Here is a 17,512-nt window from a genome sequence, read left to right as displayed (position 1 = left end):
ATTCGCTCCGGAGGGGCTTTGAGAATCGTCCAGAAATCGGCCAAGCTGGCCAACGTGCTCTACGACATCCGCGGCCCCATCATGGACGCCGCCCGCCGGATGGAAGAGGAAGGGCACAAGATCATCAAGCTGAACATCGGCAACCTGGCGCCGTTCGGCTTCGACGCCCCCGAGGAAATCCAGCAGGACATGATCCGCAACCTGCCGAATTCCGCCGGCTATTCGGACAGCAAGGGCATCTTCGGGGCGCGCAAGGCGGTGATGCACCTGACCCAGCAGCAGGGCATCAAGGGCGTCACCCTGGACGACATCTATCTGGGCAACGGCGCCAGCGAGATGATCGCCATGTGCACCAACGCCTTGCTGAACGACGGCGACGAACTGCTGGTGCCGTCGCCCGACTACCCGCTGTGGACGGCGACCGCCACGCTCTCGGGCGGCAGGCCGGTGCACTACATGTGCGACGAGGCCAGCGACTGGATGCCCGACCTGGAGGACCTCAAGCGCAAGATCACGCCGGCCACCAAGGGCATCGTGGTCATCAACCCGAACAACCCGACCGGCGCGCTGTACTCGGTGGATGTGCTCAAGGAAATCGTGGCCATCGCGCGGCAGCACGGCCTGGTGATCCTGGCCGACGAGGTCTACGACAAGGTGCTGTACGACGGCGTGAAGCACACCGCCATCGCCAGCCTGTCGGAGGACGTGCTGACGCTCACCATCAATTCGCTCTCCAAGAGCTACCGCTCCTGCGGCTACCGCGCCGGCTGGATGATCGTGTCGGGCGACAAGAAGGCCGCGGCCGACTACATCGAGGGCCTCAACATGCTCTCGAACATGCGGCTGTGCGCCAACGTGCCGGGCCAGTGGGCGATCCAGACGGCGCTGGGCGGCTACCAGAGCATCAACGGGCTGATTGCCCCCGGCGGGCGGCTGCGCCGCCAGCGCGACCTGGCCTACGAGCTGATCACCGCCATTCCGGGCGTCAGCTGCGTGAAGCCGCAAGCCGCGCTGTACATGTTCCCCAAGCTCGACCCCAAGCTCTACCCGATTGCCGACGACCGCCAGTTCTTCCTGGAACTGCTGGAGGAAACGCGGGTGATGCTGGTGCAGGGCTCGGGCTTCAACTACCCGGACCACCAGCATTTCCGCATCGTCTTCCTGCCGCATGAAGACGACCTGCGCGACGCCATGGGCCGCATCGCACGATTCCTCGACAGCCGCCGAAAGCGCACCACCGAATGAAACCTATCCAAGTCGGCCTGCTGGGCATCGGCACCGTCGGAAGCGGTGTCTTCAGCGTCCTGAAACGCAACCAGGAAGAAATCAAGCGCCGCGCCGGGCGCGGCATCGAGATCGGCATGGTGGCCGACCTCGACGCCGAGCGCGCGCAGGCCATCGTCGGCCCCGGCATCCGCGTGGTGAGGGACGCGCGCGACGTGGTCGCCAACCCGGACATCGACATCGTCATCGAGCTGATCGGCGGCTATGGCATCGCGCGCCAGCTGGTGATGGAGGCCATCGAGCAGGGCAAGCACGTGGTCACCGCCAACAAGGCGCTGCTGGCCGTGCACGGCACCGAGATCTTCGCCGCCGCGCACCGCAAGGGCGTGATGGTGGCGTTCGAGGCGGCGGTGGCCGGCGGCATTCCCATCATCAAGGCGCTGCGCGAGGGCCTGACGGCCAACCGCATCGAATGGATCGCCGGCATCATCAACGGCACCACCAACTTCATCCTGTCCGAGATGCGCGACAAGGGCCTGGACTTCGCATCCGCCCTGAAGGACGCGCAGCGCCTGGGCTACGCCGAGGCCGACCCCACCTTCGACATCGAAGGTGTGGACGCGGCGCACAAGGCGACCCTCATGAGCGCCATCGCCTTCGGCATCCCGGTGCAGTTCGACAAGGCCTACGTGGAAGGCATCACCAAGCTGGCGCCGCAGGACATCAAGTACGCCGAGCAGCTGGGCTACCGTATCAAGTTGTTCGGCATCACCAAGCGCACGGCCAAGGGCATCGAGCTGCGCGTGCACCCGGCGCTGGTGCCGTCCAAGCGGCTGATCGCCAACGTGGAAGGCGCGATGAACGCGGTGGTGGTGCAGGGCGACGCCGTCGGCACCACGCTGTACTACGGCAAGGGCGCGGGCAGCGAGCCCACTGCCAGCGCGGTGATCGCCGACCTGGTGGACATCACGCGCCTGCACACGGCCGACGCCGCACACCGCGTGCCGCACCTGGCCTTCCAGCCCGACCAGATGAGCAGCGAGCCGGTGCTGCCGATGAGCGAGGTGGTGACCAGCTACTACCTGCGCCTGCGCGTGGCCGACCAGGCCGGCGTGCTGGCCAAGGTGACGGGCCTGCTGGCGGAGTCCGGCATCAGCATCGACGCCATGCTGCAGCGCGAAGCCGGCGAAGGCGAGAAGCACACCGACCTGATCCTGCTGACGCACGACGTGCGCGAAGGCACGATGAATGAGGTGATCGCCGCGATGCAGGCGCTGCCCACGGTGGTGGCGCCGATCACGCGGATCCGCAAGGAAGAGCTGGCCTGATGCTGTACCTCTCCACCCGCGGCCACACCGACCGCAGGCATTTCTGCGAGATCCTGCTCGAAGGCCTCGCGCCCGATGGCGGCCTGTACCTGCCGGAGCGCTATCCGCAGGTCGATTCGATCACGCTTGCCAAGTGGCGCGGCCTGCCGTACCACGCGCTGGCCTTCGAGATCCTCTCGCTCTACATCGACGACATCCCGCCGGCGGACCTGCGCGCGATCTGCCGCAAGACCTATACCGAGGAGGTGTTCGGCACGCCTGCGATCGTTCCGCTGAAAAAGCTCGAAGGCCCTTCGACAAGCTCAGGGCGAACGGCGGCGGGCTCGGGACAAACTGCGGTCTATCTGGAAGCCCTGTCCAACGGCCCCACGCTGGCCTTCAAGGACATGGCCATGCAGCTGCTGGGCAACCTGTTCGAGTACGAACTGGCGCGCCGCGGCGAGGAGCTGAACATCCTGGGCGCGACCTCGGGCGATACCGGCAGCGCGGCCGAGTACGCCATGCGCGGCAAGAAGGGCGTGCGCGTGTTCATGACCTCGCCGCGCGGCCGCATGAGCCCGTTCCAGCAGGCGCAGATGTTCAGCCTGCAGGACGCCAACATCCACAACATCGCCATCGAGGGCGTGTTCGACGACTGCCAGGACATCGTGAAGGCGGTGTCCAACGACCTGGCGTTCAAGCGCGAATACCGCATCGGCACGGTCAACTCGATCAACTGGGCGCGGCTGGTGGCGCAGGTGGTGTATTACTTCGCGGGATATTTCCAGGCGACGGACCCTTCGACAGGCTCAGGGCAAGCGGACAAAGTCAGCTTCGCGGTGCCCTCGGGCAACTTCGGCAACATCTGCGCCGGCCACGTGGCGCGCATGATGGGCCTGCCGATCGCGCAGCTGGTGCTGGCCACCAACGAGAACGACGTGCTGGACGAGTTCTTCCGCACCGGCGTCTACCGCGTGCGCGCCAGCGCCGACACCCATGAAACCTCCAGCCCGTCGATGGACATCTCCAAGGCCAGCAACTTCGAGCGCTTCGTGTTCGACCTGCTGGAGCGCGACGCGGGCAAGCTCAATCAGCTGTTCGGCGAAGCGCTGTCGCGCGACGGCAGGTTCGATTTGAGCGGCGATGCGGCGTTCGAGAACATCCGTACGCGCTACGGCTTCATCAGCGGCAAGAGCACGCATGGCGACCGGCTGGCGACCATCCGCGACACCTGGGAGCGCTTCGGCACCATGATCGACACGCACACGGCCGACGGCCTGAAGGTGGCGCGCCAGTTCGTGCAGCCCGGCGTGCCGATGGTGGTGCTGGAGACGGCACTGCCGATCAAGTTCGCCGCCACCATCGTCGAGGCGCTGGGCCGCGAGCCGGACCGGCCCGCGAAGTTCGCGGGCATCGAGGCGCTGCCCAAGCGCGTGACGGTGCTGCCCGCCGACGTGGAACGCGTCAAGGCCTTCGTCGCGGCGCAGTGCGGCTGAACTGAACCCATGAACGTCGTCGGCTTCGCGGGCTTCTCCGGTTCGGGCAAAACCACGCTGGTGGAAAAGCTCATCCCCGTCCTCAAGATGCGCGGGCTGCGCGTGTCGGTGGTCAAGCATGCGCACCACAAGTTCGACATCGACCATCCGGGCAAGGACACCTGGCGCCACCGCGAGGCGGGCGCCTTCGAGGTCATCGTCGCTTCCGACAAGCGGCTGGCGCTGATGCGCGAGTTCGAGCAGCCGGCCAACCTGACGGTGCATCACCTCATCGCCGAGCTGTACGACGGCGTGGACTGGGTGCTGGTGGAAGGCTTCAAGGACAGCGACCTGTTCAAGATCGAGGTCTGGCGTCCCGAGGCGGCCAAGCCTGCGCGCTACCCCGAGGACCCGTTCGTCGCCGCCATCGCCACCGACGCGCCGGACCAGCTGCCGGTGCCCGCCCTGCGGCCGGTGCTGGATTTGAACGATCCCGACGCGGTGGCGCAGTGGCTGGTCGAGAATCGGGACCGTTTCGGCTACGACATCGACAACTACGCATGAACGCGCCCCGAGCCCCGCTCAAGCCTTTGGACGAGGCCCTGGACCAGCTGCTGGCCCGTGCCCGGCCGCTGCAAGGCACCGAGCAGGTTTCCACTTTCGACGCCGATACGCGCGTGCTGGCCGAGGACCTGGTGTCCGCGCTGCAGGTGCCGCCGCAGGACAACAGCGCGATGGACGGCTACGCGGTGCGCAGCGCCGAGATCGCCGACGAGGGCGTGGTGCTGCCGGTCAGCCAGCGCATTCCGGCCGGCAGCGCGGCCCAGCCTCTGCAGCCCGGCACGGCCGCGCGCATCTTCACCGGCGCGCCGGTGCCGACGGGCGCCGACGCGATCGTGATGCAGGAGGAAACCGAAGCCGCCGGCGAAGGCACGGTGCGCATCCAGCGCGTGCCCGACGTGGGCCAATGGATCCGCCGCAGCGGCGAGGACGTCACGCGCGGCGCCGTGGTGCTGGCACGCGGCGAGCGCCTGTCGCCGGCCTCGCTCGGGCTGGCGGCCGGCATCGGCCGCGACACGCTCGCGGTGGCGCGCCGCCCGAAAGTAGCGCTGTTCTCCACCGGCGACGAACTGGTGATGCCGGGCGCGGTGCCGCCCGGGCAGATGAAGCCGGGCGCCATCTACAACTCCAACCGATTCTTCCTGCGCGCGCTGCTGCAGCGCCTGGGCTGCGAGGTGACCGACCTCGGCATCGTGCCCGACCGGCGCGAGGCCACCGTGGACGCGCTGCGCGACGCGGCGCGCGGACACGACCTCATCCTCACCAGCGGCGGCGTGTCGGTGGGCGAGGAAGACCACGTCAAGCCGGCCGTGCAGCAGCTGGGGTCGCTGGACCTGTGGCAGATCGCGATGAAACCCGGCAAGCCGTTCGCCTACGGAACCGTCGGCGAGGCGCATTTCATCGGCCTGCCGGGCAACCCGGTGTCCAGCTTCGTTACCTTCGTGCTGCTGGTGCGGCCGTTCCTGCTGAAGTTGCAGGGCGCCAGCGCGCTGGCGCCTGCGGCGATGCAGCTGCCGGCGCACTTCGACTGGCCGCTCGCCGACAAGCGCCGCGAGTTCCTGCGTGTGCGCCGCAACGCGGAGGGCGGGCTGGAGCTGTTCGCCAACCAGAGCTCCGGCGTGCTGACCTCCGCCGTGTGGGGCGATGGCCTGGTGGACAACCCGGCCGGTACCACCATCGCACGCGGCGACATGGTGCGCTTCATCGCGCTGGCGGAGCTGCTGGCGTGAAACTCTCGGTGCGCTACTTCGCTTCCATCCGCGAAGCCGTGGGGCAGGGCAGCGAAACGGTCGAGACGGCCGCCGAGACGCTGGGCGCCCTGCGCGACGAGCTGATCGCGCGCGGCGGTGCGCATGCATCGGCGCTGGCGCGCGGCAAGGCGGTGCGCATGGCGGTGGACCAGGTCATCGCCGACGAATCGGCGCCGCTGCGCGAAGCCAGCGAGATCGCGTTCTTTCCGCCGGTCACCGGCGGTTGAGGCAAGCGCAAGTGCAACGCGGGCCAGCCATGCGCGTTTCCATCCAGGCCGAGGACTTCGACGTCGCCGACGAGATCGCCGCGCTGCGGGCCGGCGACAGCGGCATCGGCGCGGTGTGCAGCTTCATCGGCACCGTGCGCGACCGCAACGACGGCGACGCGGTGCGGTCGATGGAGTTGGAGCACTACCCCGGCATGACCGAGAAGGCCATCGAGGCGATGGTCGACGCCGCGCTGCGCCGCTTCGACATCCGTGCCGTCAAGGTGATTCACCGCGTCGGCCTGCTGCAGCCGAAGGACCAGATCGTGCTGGTGGCCGTCACCTCGGCGCACCGCGGCCAGAGCTTCCAGGCCTGCGAATTCCTGATGGACTACCTGAAGACGCAGGCGCCGTTCTGGAAGAAGGAAAGCACGCCGCAGGGCGAGCGCTGGGTCGATGCGCGGGTGGCGGACGACGCCGCGTTGGCGCGCTGGGGCATCCAGGCACGGAATGCCTGAAACCCGCTTGAAAAGCCTCAGTTGAGGTAGCGCGGTTTCCGCCCGGCCGGGTCTTCGTCCACGGAAGGCTCCTCGACAGGCGCATCGCTCACGAACGATTCGCGCCAGCGCGACTGCTGCAGCGCGGTGTCCAGCAGGTGCATCAGTCCCTGCATGAGCTTGGGCTTCATCTCAAGATTGAAGCTGCGCGGTTTCTCGCCCGTGGGCAGGCGCTCGTTGAACGTGAGGCGCAGCGGGCCGCCTGCCATCGGGGTGGCGTCCACGTCGGTGATGAGCAGCGGGTCTTCGCCCAGCGGCAGCTGCGCCGGTTCGGCTGGCTGGAAGGGCGTGTCGAAGTCGGCCTTGCGCAGGAACTCTTCCTTGCGGAAGTCGGCCAGCATTTTCTTCAGTGAATCGTCGGCCGAGGTCAGCGAGGTGCCGGCATCTTCCAGCTTGAGCAGATGGTCCGTCAGCAGCCGGGTCAGCAGTGGCCACAGGCCGGCCATCAGCCGCCGGGTGAGCCAGACCCGCATTTCCTCGCCTTCGCGCGTGTTCACGCGCATGAGGACGCGGTCCTGCTCGGGGACATAGGAGACCGACATCTGGTGAATGTGCATTTGCCTTGATTCTAGTCAGACACCCAGCGCGGCCGGGGGCTAGATTGACCCTTGAAAAGCCAGGGAAACCGCCTCAGCTGGGGCCGTAACGGAGAGATTCATGCGACTCGACAAACTCACCACCAAATTCCAGGAAGCCCTGAGCGAAGCGCAGACGCTGGCGCTGGGCAACGACCACGCCTACATCCAGCCGGCCCACGTGCTGGTGGCCATGCTGCGCCAGGAAGACGGTCCGCGCGCGCTGCTGCAGCGCGCCGGCGCCAACGTGGCCGGCCTGCTGGCCGCCGCCGAGGCCGCCGTGCACAAGCTGCCCCAGGTGCAGGGCCAGGAGCAGGTGCAGGTCGGCCCCGACCTGGCCTCGCTGCTTCAGGCCACCGAGAAGGAAGCCATCAAGCGCAACGACCAGTTCGTCGCCGGCGAGCTGTTCCTGCTGGCCGTCACCGAGACCAAGCAGGACATCGGCCGCATCGCGCGCGAGAACGGCCTGTCGCGCAAATCGCTGGAATCGGCCATCGACGCGGTGCGCGGCGGCCAGAACGTCAACAGCGCGGAGGCCGAAGGCCAGCGCGAATCGCTGAAGAAATACTGCGTCAACCTCACCGAGCGCGCGCGCGCCGGCAAGCTCGACCCGGTGATCGGCCGCGACGAGGAAATCCGCCGCGCCATCCAGGTGCTGCAGCGGCGCACCAAGAACAACCCGGTGCTGATCGGCGAGCCCGGCGTCGGCAAGACCGCCATCGTCGAAGGCCTGGCGCAGCGCATCGTGGCCGGCGAAGTGCCAGAGTCGCTCAAGGGCAAGCGCGTGCTGTCGCTGGACATGGCCTCGCTGCTGGCGGGCGCCAAGTTCCGGGGCGAGTTCGAGGAGCGCCTGAAGAACGTGCTCAACGAACTGTCGAAGGACCAGGGCCAGAGCATCGTCTTCATCGACGAGCTGCACACCATGGTGGGCGCCGGCAAGGCCGAAGGCGCCATCGACGCGGGCAACATGCTCAAGCCGGCACTGGCGCGCGGCGAGCTGCACTGCGTGGGCGCGACCACGCTGGACGAATACCGCAAGTACATCGAGAAGGACGCCGCGCTGGAGCGCCGCTTCCAGAAGATCCTGGTGGGCGAGCCGACGGTGGAAGCCACCATCGCCATCCTGCGCGGCCTGCAGGAAAAGTACGAGGTGCACCACGGCGTGGAGATCACCGACCCGGCCATCGTGGCCGCGGCCGAGCTCAGCCACCGCTACATCACCGACCGCTTCCTGCCCGACAAGGCAATCGACCTGATCGACGAGGCGGCGGCCAAGATCAAGATCGAGATCGACTCCAAGCCCGAAGCCATCGACCGGCTGGACCGCCGCATGATCCAGCTGCAGATCGAGCGCGAAGCGGTGCGCAAGGAGAAGGACGAAGCTTCGCAAAAGCGCATGGCGCTGATCGAGGAGGAGATCGGCCGGCTGCAGAAGGAGATTTCCGATCTGGAGGAAATCTGGAAGGCCGAAAAGGCGCAGGCCCAGGGCAGCGCGCAGATCAAGGAAGAAATCGAGAAGCTGCGCGGCCAGATCGAGGACTTCACCCGCAAGGGCGACTTCAACAAGGTGGCCGAGCTGCAGTACGGCACGCTTCCCATGCTGGAAAAGCAGCTGAAGGACGCACAGGCGGCCGAGGCCACCAAGGGCAAGAGCGGCAAGCCGCAGCTGCTGCGCACGCAGGTCGGCGCCGAGGAAATCGCCGAAGTCGTGGCGCGTGCCACCGGCATCCCGGTGTCCAAGCTGATGCAGGGCGAGCGCGAGAAGCTGCTGGTGATGGAAGACCGGCTGCACGAGCGCGTGATCGGCCAGGACGAGGCCATTGGCGCGGTGGCCAACGCCATCCGCCGTTCGCGCTCGGGCCTGTCGGACCCGAACCGGCCCACCGGCTCGTTCCTGTTCCTGGGCCCCACCGGCGTCGGCAAGACCGAGCTGTGCAAGGCGCTGGCGACCTTCCTGTTCGACAGCGAAGACCACCTGGTGCGCATCGACATGAGCGAGTTCATGGAGAAGCACTCGGTGGCGCGGCTGATCGGCGCGCCACCCGGCTACGTGGGCTACGAGGAGGGCGGCTACCTGACCGAGGCCGTGCGCCGCAAGCCCTATAGCGTGATCCTGCTCGACGAGGTGGAGAAGGCGCACCCCGACGTGTTCAACGTACTGCTGCAGGTGCTGGACGATGGGCGCCTCACCGACGGCCAGGGCCGCACCGTGGACTTCAAGAACACGGTGATCGTGATGACCAGCAACATCGGCTCGCACATGATCCAGGCCATGGTGGGCAAGCCCTACGAGGACGTGAAGGACGCGGTGTGGGACGAGCTGAAGAACCACTTTCGCCCCGAGTTCCTCAACCGCATCGACGAGACGGTTGTGTTCCACGGGCTGGACGCCAAGCACATCGAGAAGATCGGCCGCATCCAGCTGCGGGTGCTGGAGCAGCGCTTGGCCAAGATGGACCTGCACCTGCAGGTGTCGCCCACCGCGCTGGAAGAGTTGGCCAAAGTCGGCTTCGACCCGGTGTTCGGCGCGCGGCCGCTCAAGCGCGCGATCCAGCAGCGCATCGAGAACCCGCTGTCGCGGCTGATCCTGGAAGGGCGCTTTCCGCCCAAGAGCCTGGTGCGGGTGGAAGTGGATCCGGTGCGCGAGCCGGGGGTGTTCCACTTCAGCGAGGCCGAGCTGCCCGAGCAGGCGCAGGCTGCCTGACGGGTGTGGCGATGCAGGGCCGGCACGCGTTTTGATACGCCGGCCCACGCCCGGGCGCAAGCTGTGGTGTCATGCGCCATGGCAAAACGCCCGGGCATCTTTCCCACCTTCTTCCTTTCCGGCTTCGAGTGCTCGACCTTCCTGTGGAAGGACAAGCGCCGCCGCGACCTGGTCGCGGAAACGCGGCACCGCGAGCACGCGCTGGAGGACTACCGCATCCTGCAGCAGCTGGGCATCGCCGTCGCGCGCGAAGGCATTCCCTGGCCGATGGTCGAGCGTGACGGCGGCTACGACTTCCATCTGATCGACGGCGTGCTCGAAGCCATGCGCGCCACGCGCATCACGCCGATCTGGGACCTGTGCCACTACGGCTATCCCGAGGGCCTCGATCCGTTCTCGCCGCAGTTCGCCACGCGCTTCGCCAATTACTGCCGCGCGGCAGCGCAGCACGTGGCGCGGCACCTGCCGGGGCCGTACTTCTTCACGCCTATCAACGAGATCACCTTTTTCTCGTTCTGCGGCGGCGAGTGGGGCTGGGTGGCGCCGTACCGCAACACACGCGAAGACCGCATGCAGCTGCGCATTGCGCTGTGCCGCGCCGCGATTGCCGGCGTGAAGGCGCTGCGCGAGGTGCTGCCCGATGCGCGCATGGTGCACGTCGATCCGCTGGTGCAGGTGATCGCGCCGCCGGACCGGCCCGACCTGAAGGAGGCGGCGGCACACGAGACCTTCGTGGACACCTATCTCGCCTGGGACATGCTGTACGGCAAGGAAATGCCCGAACTCGGCGGCTCGCCGGAGATCCTGGACATCGTGGGCGTCAACAACTACTCCTTCGGCCAGATGGAGTACCGCGAGCACGGGCCGCACCAGGCGCTGGAGCCGGGCCATCCGGGCATCCAGCCGCTGTGCACCCTGATCCAGCGGGTGTGGGAGCGCTACCGCCGCCCGATGGTGCTGGCCGAAACCAGCGGCATGAACACCGGCCGGCCCGACTGGCTGCGCGACGTGATGAACGAAGCCATGGCCGCGGTGAACCAGGGCATGGACCTGCACGGCATCTGCCTGTTCCCGGCGGTGGACATGCCCGACTGGCACACCGGCGAGTGGCTTCACAACGGCATCTGCGACCTGGTGGAGGAGGGCGGCGACTTGAAGCGCGTGCCCTACCAACCCTACGTGGACGAGCTGCGGCGCTGGCAAAAGGAGCTGAACCGCGTGACGGCGGTGGACGAGGACCCGTACAGCGACCCGGTGGAGCTGCAGGACGTGGTCGACGCCGCGAAGCGGCTGAACCCGAAGCCGGACGTGGACTGGAGCTGAGGCAGCGCCCTGGCCGGCAGCCGCGTTTCCTAGAATGGCCGGATGGATTCCTCATCTCCTGTCGCCGTGGTCACCGGCGCCGCGCGCGGCATCGGCCTGGGTGTCGTGCGCTGGTTCCTCGGCCGCGGCTACAACGTCGCGCTGCTGGACATCGACGCCGCGGCGCTGCCGCAGGCGGCCGAATCGCTCGGTGCCGGCGAGCGCATCCTGCCGCTCACCTGCGACGTGTCGGACCCGCGGCAGGTAGCCGAGGCGTTCGCGGCCATCGACCGCGCCTGGGGCCGCGCCGACGCGCTGGTGAACAACGCCGGCATCGCCGTCTTCAAACCCATTGCCGAGACCAGCTTCGCCGAATGGCGCAGCATGATGGCGACCAACCTGGACGGTCCCTTCCTCTGCACCCAGGCCTGCGTGCCGCTGATGCGCCGCCACGGCAGCGGCAGCGTGGTCAACATCGCCTCCATCTCCGGCCTGCGCGCGAGCACGCTGCGCGTGGCCTACGGCACCAGCAAGGCGGCGCTGATCCACCTGACGCGGCAGCAGGCGGCGGAGCTCGGCACCATCGGCATCCGCGTGAACGCCATCGCGCCCGGGCCGGTGGACACCGAAATGGCCAAGCAAGCCCACACGCCGGCCATCCGCAAGGACTACCACGACGTCATTCCGCTGACCGCTACGGCCTGGTCGAGGAGATCGCCGAAGCCGTCGGCTTCCTGTGTTCGGCCGCGGCGGGCTACGTCAACGGGCAGGTGCTGGCGGTGGACGGCGGCTTCGATGCAGCCGGCGTGGGCCTGCCCACGCTGCGTGCCGGCCGGCAGGGCTGACGTGCGGGCTGAGGCGGCGGTTCAGGCCAGCAGCCGGTAGAACAGCACCGTGTCGCACAGGCCGCCCTTGGGCAGCAGCGCATAGCCGGGGATCGTTCCGAGGCGCGTCCAGCCGGCGCGTTCGTAGACCCGTTCCGCATCCGCGCTGGCGGTGTCCAGCACCAGCAGCGTCTTGCCGTGTTCGCGCGCCGCGTCCTCGGCCGCGCGCATCAGCAGCCCGCCCACGCCCTGGCGGCGCGCGCGGCGGTGCACCAGCATCTTGGCCACGTCGGCGCGGTGCGGCTGGTTCTCGGGCTGCTGCAGCACCACCTGCACCGTGCCGACGATGCCTTCGTCGTTCTCGGCCAGCAGCAGCACCCGCTCGCCGCGCGCGGCGCTGTCGGCCACGCCGCGCCAGAACGCCACCGCCTTGTTCTCGGCCAGCGGATGCATGAAGCTGACCGAGGCGCCGCCTTCCACGCAGTCGATCAGCACCTCGGCCAGGCCGTACAGGTCGGCTTCTGAGGCAAGGTCCAGGCGGCGCAGGCGCACGCCGGCGGGGGAAGGCTCGGTCATGTGTCCAGTATTACGGAATTCGGGTCAACTGTTCCCGGGCAGCAGAAAGCGCGCCAGCGGCCGCACCTCCACGTGCGCGCCGAACTCCCGGCCGGGGAACTGCCGGGCCAGCGCTTGGGCGGCGTGCAGGTCGTCGGCCTGGACGATGGTGACGCCGGCCAGCCCGGTGTCGGGCAGCACGTGGCCGTCCGGCGGCGGCACGGCTGCGGCGGCGTCGTCGAACACGCACACGCACAGGACCACGCCCTGTTCGCGCAGCGGCAACACCCATTCGCGGATGGCGACACTGCGGCGCGCCAGCGCGTCCTCGTCGAGCAGCTGTGTGGGGCGGTAGAGAAAAGCGAACTGCTGCATGGGAAAACCTCCTGGGCCTGCAGCATCGCCAGCCCGCGGCCCGCGCGCTTGGACAAATTCCGCTCCATGCGGCTGCGATACTGGCGCCATGCGAATGGCACGCTTTTGCGCACCCGAACGGTTGGCCCATCTGGTGCAGTCCTTCTCGGTGGTGGAGACCGAGGCGGAGGCGACGCGCCTGCTGGTACCCGTGCCGGGCATCGCGGTCGCGGTGCGCTATGCGGGCGCGGCCCGCCTGCACGCGCAAGGGACCTGGCGTGCCTTGCCCGACGTGGCGGTGAGCGGCTTGCAGGACCGCGCCCGCACCATCCGCACCGCTGCCGGCGGTGGCCTGGTCGTGGCGCAGCTACACCCTGCCGCCGCCGCTGCCTTTCTCGGCACCGCGCCCGCGGCGCTGGCCGGCCGCACGCTGGCGCTGCAAGGCGTGCTGCCCGTTGCGTTGACCGCGGCGCTTGCCGATGCGATTGCAGCCCGCAGCGACGACGCGGGCCGCATCGCGGCCTTCGAAACATTTCTGCTTGCGCACTCCCGCGCCGACCGCATCGACCCTCTGCTGCATGCGGCGGTGGGCAGCATCACGCGCAGCGGCGGCGTCCTGCGCATCGCCGAGCTGGCCGCGCAGCTGGCGCTGAGCGAAGACGCGCTGGAAAAGCGCTTCACCCGTGTGTTCGGCATGGGTCCCAAGCGGCTGGCGCGCCTGGTGCGGCTGCGCAGCACGCTGCGCGCGTACCGGCCCGGGGCGCAGCTCACGCAGCTGGCGCATGCGGGCGGGTTTTTCGACCAGTCCCATTTCAACCGCGAGGTGCGGCGCGTCACCGGCGTGGCGCCTTCGCAGCTGCTGCGCGCCGGCGTGCACTGCTGACACCGGCAGGGCCGGCGTGCGCCGGCTGGATCAGAACAGCACCAGCACCCGGGTTTCGATGCTTTCGCGCAGCGGTGCGTCCGGTGGCGTGTCGGGGTGCTCGAAGGCCGAATGCGGTGTGAAGCGGGTCGGCCCGGGGACCGAGTCGAACTGCTTGAACACGATGGCTTCGGTGGTTTCGAGTTCATGGAAGTAGGCCCAGCGGTGCGCCGGGTTGTGCCGCATCAGGTAGACCTCGCCGGTGCGGTTGGGATAGCGGATTTCGCTGGGCACCAGATCCTGCGGCGCCACCGAGCGGCCGTCGCACACCGCCAGCGGCGCGTCCAGCACCGGGCCGGACGTGGAGCGCCACACGTTGACGATGCAGTAGCGCCCGCGCACGGCGCGCGAGGCCTCGTCGCCCAGCACCGCCGCCAGGCGCCGCTTGCCTGAAGCCTCGGTGTAGTCGTTGTGTACGCGGCCGGCGGGGCCGGGCGTGCTGCCCTGCACATGGTCGGGGTGGCGGCCAAAGGTCATGGGACGGCGGTCCGGCTCGCGGCGGCGCAGCATGTGGTCGAACACGAAAGCCTCGCGCCCGCCGGTGGCCTGCAGCGCCGCGGCCTGCATTTCCCGGTAGTAGATCTGCTCGATCTGCCGCGGGTCGCCGAAGTCGCGCACGCGCGTCGGTGCGTCGACCAGCTCGAAGCCGCAGGCGTCCAGCGCGGGCGCGCAGATGAACTCGCGCGCATTGGCGATCGGCATTTCGCGCGGGTCGTACTCGCAGTTCTGCCACGGGCCGCCGTCGGGCGGATCGAAGGTGTAGTTGTACGGCGTGCTGCCGGCGTGCTTCAGGTAATTGAGGCGGCTGCGCACCGCGGCGGATGCGGACACTGCGGACATGCTGGGCTCCCCTGCGGCAAGGCGTCGGCGCCGCCGTTGATGCATTGAAGCCGCTCCGTCCTCGTGCCTCAAGCGAGATGTCCGCCGGGCACATGCCTGCGCATCATGCGAACCCGGCGATACTCGCGCTTTCCGAACCGAGGAGGCATTCCATGCAATACATCCAGCACATCGGCCCCGTGGCCGCCCTGATCGCCGGCATCCTGATCCTGGTGATGCCGCGCCTGCTGAACATCATCGTCGCGCTGTACCTGATCGTGGTCGGCGTGACCGGGCTCCTCGGGCACTGAGCAGCCTCCCGCGCGTCAGCCCGGGGTTTGCTGCCCCGTGTGCATGCCATACAGCTTTTGCATGCCGCCCAGCCAGCGGTCGTAGTCCTGGCCTTTGGCGCGCAGGTACTGCAGCACCGAGGGGTGCGGCAGCACCAGGAAGGTTTCGTCGCGCATCGCGCGCACGACGTCCTCGGCCACCTGCTCGGGCGTGACCACGCCGTCCAGGCCGGCCGAGCCGGTGCCGTCGCGCGTCATGTCGGTCTCCACCGACTGCGGGCACAGGCAGGACACGCGCACGCCGCGCCGCCCGTAGGCGATGCGCAGCCATTCGGCGAACGCCACCGCCGCATGCTTGGTAACCCCGTAGGGCGCCGACTCCACGATGTTCAGCAAGCCGGCGGCTGAAGCCGTCACCAGGAAATAGCCTTCGCCGCGTTCCACCATCTGCGGCACCACCGCGCGCGCGGCCCACACGTGGGCCATGCCGTGGATGCGCCACATCGCATCCCACAGCGGGTCTTCCAGCTCGATGCCGCCCAGGCGCCCGAGGATGCCGGCATTGGAGAAATAAATGTCGATGCGGCCGAAGCGCGCGCGCGCCTGCTGCGCCAGCGACTGGATGTCGGCTTCCTGCCCCACGTCGCAGCGCAGCGCCATCGCATTAGGCCCGATCGAGTCTGCGACGGCCTGCGCGCGCTCGAGGTTGATGTCCGCCACCACCACGCCGGCCGCGCCTTCCTGGGCGAACCGCCGCGCCGCGCCCGCGCCGATGCCGCTCGCGCCGCCGGTCACCACCGCCACTTTCCCCGAAATGTCCATGCCGTTCTCCAGATGTGGACGCAGCGTAGCCGCACCCGCGCGCGCCTTCAGCCGCCCAGGCGACAGCGCGGCATCCGCGGGACATGGGCTGAGCTTGTGGCATCCCGCCTTTTCGGTTTGTCGAGGGGGCGGCGAGTGCCGTAGGCGGAAACCGCGTGCCACGCGCACCGCGCGGCCGACAACAGCCAAGGCCGGGCACCGACGGGCGGCCGATTGCCGGGGCTGCAATATTCGTCCCATAGTGAATCACGGAGAACTTCCGATGTCCGCCACCCAACAAGATACTTGGAGCCTCGACGAAGACGAACGCGTCGAGGTGTCGCTGCACGATGTGCAAAAGCAGGACGCCTTCTGGCAGAAAGCCTTTGCGAAGGAGCGCTACGTCCGGGCCGGCCTGAGCTACGACGACTACGCCCCGGCGTACTGCGCGGGCTACACCGGCCAGATGCAATACGGCGGCTGCTGGGACGACGCCGAGAAGTCGCTTATCTCCAACTGGGTGCGCATCAAGGGCGACTCGCGCCTGAGCCTGGACGACGCGCTGCTGGCCATGCGTGCCGCCTGGGACCGCCTGGCGCAACCCAAGCGCGCCCGTCAGGCGGCGCCGGCACGCCACCGGGCCGCCAACAAGCAGCGCAGCAATCCGTGGGGCCGGCTGCTGGAAGGCGCGGTCGCATTCAAGCGCGACCTTGACCGCAGCCTGGCCGGTGCGCGCTCCCGCGGCCCCCAGGGCAGCCTGGTGCGCCGCTAGGCGAATTTCCCGCGCGCGAGGCGGTGGGCGCCTACACGGCTCGCACCTCGCGCCGCGCGCGAACATCGAAGGCTGAGGGGCACCTGTTCCTGAGCGATGGCGCACGGTCCTGCCGCGCGGATGCGTCGCGGCGGATCGTGGATTAGTGCAAAAGCACGTCAGGGCGGAGAAGGGAATCCACCCGCTTCCGCTCCTGCCATTACTCCATCTCGGTCCCGCCGGGAGAAGGTGGAGGAACGAGAGCAGGAGACAGAGCCTCAAGCAACCGATCGATGAATCCGGACTGGGCGGGCAGCAGCCGGCGGCGGGCTTCCTTCAGATCGAACCACTGCACGCGGTCGATCTCGGGGAAGCTGCGCATCTGGCCGGAGCGCGGCGGCCACTCGATCTCGAAGCTGTTGCACTCCAGCTGTGCCGGGTCGGCGTCGCCCTCGAAGGCCCAGGCGGTGATGCGCTTGCCGCTCTTCATGCGCAGCTCGCCCAGCGGCAGGAAGGGCGGCGTCGCGGCGAAGCCGGTTTCTTCGCCAAACTCGCGCAGCGCGGCGTCCATCGGCAGTTCTGTATTGTCGTATTCGCCTTTGGGCAGGGTCCAGGCGCCGATGTCCTTGCGCGTCCAGTAGGGCCCGCCGGGGTGCCCGAGCAGCACTTCCAGCGTGTCGCCGCGCTGGCGGTACATGAGGAGGCCGGCGCTTTGCGGAGTGGGCATGGTGGCGAGTCTAGCGGGCCGCGCGTGACTGGAACTGGCTGGGCGGCTGGCCCATCGCCGACTTGAACATCGCCGTGAAGGCGCTTTCGCTGGCATAGCCGGTGGCCGCGGCCACGCGGCTGACGGAGTTGCCGCGCGCCAGCATGGGCAGCGCTTGCGCCAGCACGGCCTGCTGGCGCCACTGCTGGTAGCTGGTGCCCAGTTCGTCGCGGAACAGGCGCGCCAGCGTGCGTTCGCTGGCGCCAGCATCGGCCGCCCACTGCGCCAGCGTGGCGCGCCGCCCGGGGTCGCGCAGCACCGCGTCGCAC

At 68.6% G+C, this 17,512-nt stretch carries 19 protein-coding genes and 1 pseudogene; 13 read left to right on the top strand and 7 right to left on the bottom strand.

Translation table 11 applies throughout. The features are described from left to right. Window positions 1-18: 18 nt before the first annotated feature. From H0U68_RS00410 to moaE, 7 genes are read left to right on the top strand one after another with little or no spacing between them, the layout of a single operon-like run. The gene (locus H0U68_RS00410) at window positions 19-1,245 is read left to right on the top strand and encodes a pyridoxal phosphate-dependent aminotransferase (protein ID WP_296352026.1); all 1,227 of its coding nucleotides are present in this window, start codon (window positions 19-21) and stop codon (window positions 1,243-1,245) included. After that, window positions 1,242-2,552: a homoserine dehydrogenase gene (locus H0U68_RS00405; RefSeq protein ID WP_296352024.1), complete on the top strand. Its 1,311-nt coding sequence runs from the start codon at window positions 1,242-1,244 to the stop codon at window positions 2,550-2,552. The genes H0U68_RS00410 and H0U68_RS00405 overlap by 4 nt, the downstream gene beginning before the upstream one ends. After that, window positions 2,552-4,027: a threonine synthase gene (gene thrC / locus H0U68_RS00400; protein ID WP_296352022.1), complete on the top strand. Its 1,476-nt coding sequence runs from the start codon at window positions 2,552-2,554 to the stop codon at window positions 4,025-4,027. Before H0U68_RS00405 ends, thrC begins: the two co-directional genes overlap by 1 nt. 9 nt (window positions 4,028-4,036) lie before the next feature. Beyond that, window positions 4,037-4,570, top strand: a complete 534-nt coding sequence (gene mobB, locus H0U68_RS00395) for a molybdopterin-guanine dinucleotide biosynthesis protein B (protein ID WP_296352020.1) — start codon at window positions 4,037-4,039, stop codon at window positions 4,568-4,570. After that, window positions 4,567-5,796 (top strand): gephyrin-like molybdotransferase Glp, encoded by a 1,230-nt coding sequence (gene glp / locus H0U68_RS00390; RefSeq protein ID WP_296352017.1) that lies wholly within the window; start codon window positions 4,567-4,569, stop codon window positions 5,794-5,796. The genes mobB and glp overlap by 4 nt, the downstream gene beginning before the upstream one ends. Further along, a complete protein-coding gene (gene moaD, locus H0U68_RS00385; protein WP_296352015.1) occupies window positions 5,793-6,044 on the top strand; it encodes a molybdopterin converting factor subunit 1 in 252 nt (83 codons plus the stop codon). Before glp ends, moaD begins: the two co-directional genes overlap by 4 nt. 29 nt (window positions 6,045-6,073) lie before the next feature. Further along, a complete protein-coding gene (moaE, locus tag H0U68_RS00380; protein ID WP_296352014.1) occupies window positions 6,074-6,541 on the top strand; it encodes a molybdopterin synthase catalytic subunit MoaE in 468 nt (155 codons plus the stop codon). A 17-nt stretch (window positions 6,542-6,558) separates the two neighbouring features. Here moaE and H0U68_RS00375 read toward each other — a convergent pair whose 3' ends face one another. Further along, window positions 6,559-7,137 carry a hypothetical protein gene (locus H0U68_RS00375; protein ID WP_296352011.1) on the bottom strand — a complete coding sequence of 193 codons (579 nt, stop codon included), beginning with the start codon at window positions 7,135-7,137 and terminating at the stop codon, window positions 6,559-6,561. A 100-nt stretch (window positions 7,138-7,237) separates the two neighbouring features. On the opposite strand from H0U68_RS00375, the gene clpB reads away from it, so the two are divergent. The 3 genes and pseudogenes from clpB (at window position 7,238) to H0U68_RS00360 (ending at window position 12,006) form a co-directional block, all read left to right on the top strand. Then, window positions 7,238-9,859, top strand: coding sequence for an ATP-dependent chaperone ClpB (clpB, locus tag H0U68_RS00370; RefSeq protein WP_296352009.1), 2,622 nt, complete (start codon window positions 7,238-7,240; stop codon window positions 9,857-9,859). Between the two features lie 78 nt (window positions 9,860-9,937). Continuing rightward, window positions 9,938-11,182 carry a b-glycosidase gene (locus H0U68_RS00365; protein ID WP_296352007.1) on the top strand — a complete coding sequence of 415 codons (1,245 nt, stop codon included), beginning with the start codon at window positions 9,938-9,940 and terminating at the stop codon, window positions 11,180-11,182. A gap of 42 nt (window positions 11,183-11,224) precedes the next feature. Then, window positions 11,225-12,006: pseudogene (locus H0U68_RS00360) on the top strand (SDR family oxidoreductase). Window positions 12,007-12,027: 21 nt separating this feature from the next. Here the strand turns inward: H0U68_RS00360 and H0U68_RS00355 are convergent. Beyond that, window positions 12,028-12,561, bottom strand: coding sequence for a GNAT family N-acetyltransferase (locus tag H0U68_RS00355; RefSeq protein WP_296352006.1), 534 nt, complete (start codon window positions 12,559-12,561; stop codon window positions 12,028-12,030). A 24-nt stretch (window positions 12,562-12,585) separates the two neighbouring features. Then, entirely contained in the window at window positions 12,586-12,915 is a 330-nt protein-coding gene (locus tag H0U68_RS00350; RefSeq protein ID WP_296352003.1) for a YciI family protein, read from the bottom strand. 88 nt (window positions 12,916-13,003) lie between these two features. On the opposite strand from H0U68_RS00350, the gene H0U68_RS00345 reads away from it, so the two are divergent. Then, window positions 13,004-13,777: a helix-turn-helix transcriptional regulator gene (locus H0U68_RS00345; RefSeq protein WP_296352001.1), complete on the top strand. Its 774-nt coding sequence runs from the start codon at window positions 13,004-13,006 to the stop codon at window positions 13,775-13,777. Between the two features lie 30 nt (window positions 13,778-13,807). Here H0U68_RS00345 and H0U68_RS00340 read toward each other — a convergent pair whose 3' ends face one another. Beyond that, window positions 13,808-14,656, bottom strand: a complete 849-nt coding sequence (locus H0U68_RS00340) for a CmcJ/NvfI family oxidoreductase (RefSeq protein ID WP_296352000.1) — start codon at window positions 14,654-14,656, stop codon at window positions 13,808-13,810. 152 nt (window positions 14,657-14,808) lie between these two features. Between H0U68_RS00340 and H0U68_RS00335 the strand changes: the two genes are divergently transcribed. Further along, window positions 14,809-14,946, top strand: a complete 138-nt coding sequence (locus H0U68_RS00335; RefSeq protein WP_296351998.1) for a DUF3096 domain-containing protein — start codon at window positions 14,809-14,811, stop codon at window positions 14,944-14,946. 15 nt (window positions 14,947-14,961) lie between these two features. Here H0U68_RS00335 and H0U68_RS00330 read toward each other — a convergent pair whose 3' ends face one another. Next, entirely contained in the window at window positions 14,962-15,747 is a 786-nt protein-coding gene (locus H0U68_RS00330; protein ID WP_296351996.1) for an SDR family oxidoreductase, read from the bottom strand. A gap of 262 nt (window positions 15,748-16,009) precedes the next feature. Between H0U68_RS00330 and H0U68_RS00325 the strand changes: the two genes are divergently transcribed. Further along, complete coding sequence (locus H0U68_RS00325) at window positions 16,010-16,498, top strand: hypothetical protein (protein WP_296351994.1); 489 nt, start codon at window positions 16,010-16,012, stop codon at window positions 16,496-16,498. Between the two features lie 199 nt (window positions 16,499-16,697). Here the strand turns inward: H0U68_RS00325 and H0U68_RS00320 are convergent, their stop codons facing one another. Together H0U68_RS00320 and H0U68_RS00315 are read right to left on the bottom strand one after the other, a co-directional pair. Beyond that, complete coding sequence (locus tag H0U68_RS00320) at window positions 16,698-17,204, bottom strand: NUDIX domain-containing protein (RefSeq protein ID WP_296351991.1); 507 nt, start codon at window positions 17,202-17,204, stop codon at window positions 16,698-16,700. A 10-nt stretch (window positions 17,205-17,214) separates the two neighbouring features. Continuing rightward, window positions 17,215-17,512: AraC family transcriptional regulator (locus tag H0U68_RS00315; protein ID WP_296351990.1), on the bottom strand; the 298-nt coding region annotated here is incomplete at its 5' end.

It is taken from the genome of Ramlibacter sp. (genome assembly GCF_013697775.1).
Lineage (GTDB): Bacteria > Pseudomonadota > Gammaproteobacteria > Burkholderiales > Burkholderiaceae_C > Ramlibacter.
Note: the sequence above shows the minus strand (reverse complement) of the source record. Positions and strands in the feature narration are given on the sequence as shown.

Bases quoted from the DNA above. Each gene is read 5' to 3' on its own strand.
- H0U68_RS00405 (WP_296352024.1), top strand. From the start codon at position 1,242: ATGAAACCTATCCAAGTCGGCCTGCTGGGCATCGGCACCGTCGGAAGC.
- thrC (WP_296352022.1), top strand. From the start codon at position 2,552: ATGCTGTACCTCTCCACCCGCGGCCACACCGACCGCAGGCATTTCTGC.
- mobB (WP_296352020.1), top strand. From the start codon at position 4,037: ATGAACGTCGTCGGCTTCGCGGGCTTCTCCGGTTCGGGCAAAACCACG.
- glp (WP_296352017.1), top strand. From the start codon at position 4,567: ATGAACGCGCCCCGAGCCCCGCTCAAGCCTTTGGACGAGGCCCTGGAC.
- moaE (WP_296352014.1), top strand. From the start codon at position 6,074: ATGCGCGTTTCCATCCAGGCCGAGGACTTCGACGTCGCCGACGAGATC.
- H0U68_RS00375 (WP_296352011.1), bottom strand. From the start codon at position 7,137: ATGCACATTCACCAGATGTCGGTCTCCTATGTCCCCGAGCAGGACCGC.
- clpB (WP_296352009.1), top strand. From the start codon at position 7,238: ATGCGACTCGACAAACTCACCACCAAATTCCAGGAAGCCCTGAGCGAA.
- H0U68_RS00365 (WP_296352007.1), top strand. From the start codon at position 9,938: ATGGCAAAACGCCCGGGCATCTTTCCCACCTTCTTCCTTTCCGGCTTC.
- H0U68_RS00355 (WP_296352006.1), bottom strand. From the start codon at position 12,561: ATGACCGAGCCTTCCCCCGCCGGCGTGCGCCTGCGCCGCCTGGACCTT.
- H0U68_RS00350 (WP_296352003.1), bottom strand. From the start codon at position 12,915: ATGCAGCAGTTCGCTTTTCTCTACCGCCCCACACAGCTGCTCGACGAG.
- H0U68_RS00345 (WP_296352001.1), top strand. From the start codon at position 13,004: ATGCGAATGGCACGCTTTTGCGCACCCGAACGGTTGGCCCATCTGGTG.
- H0U68_RS00340 (WP_296352000.1), bottom strand. From the start codon at position 14,656: ATGTCCGCAGTGTCCGCATCCGCCGCGGTGCGCAGCCGCCTCAATTAC.
- H0U68_RS00335 (WP_296351998.1), top strand. From the start codon at position 14,809: ATGCAATACATCCAGCACATCGGCCCCGTGGCCGCCCTGATCGCCGGC.
- H0U68_RS00330 (WP_296351996.1), bottom strand. From the start codon at position 15,747: ATGGACATTTCGGGGAAAGTGGCGGTGGTGACCGGCGGCGCGAGCGGC.
- H0U68_RS00325 (WP_296351994.1), top strand. From the start codon at position 16,010: ATGTCCGCCACCCAACAAGATACTTGGAGCCTCGACGAAGACGAACGC.
- H0U68_RS00320 (WP_296351991.1), bottom strand. From the start codon at position 17,204: ATGCCCACTCCGCAAAGCGCCGGCCTCCTCATGTACCGCCAGCGCGGC.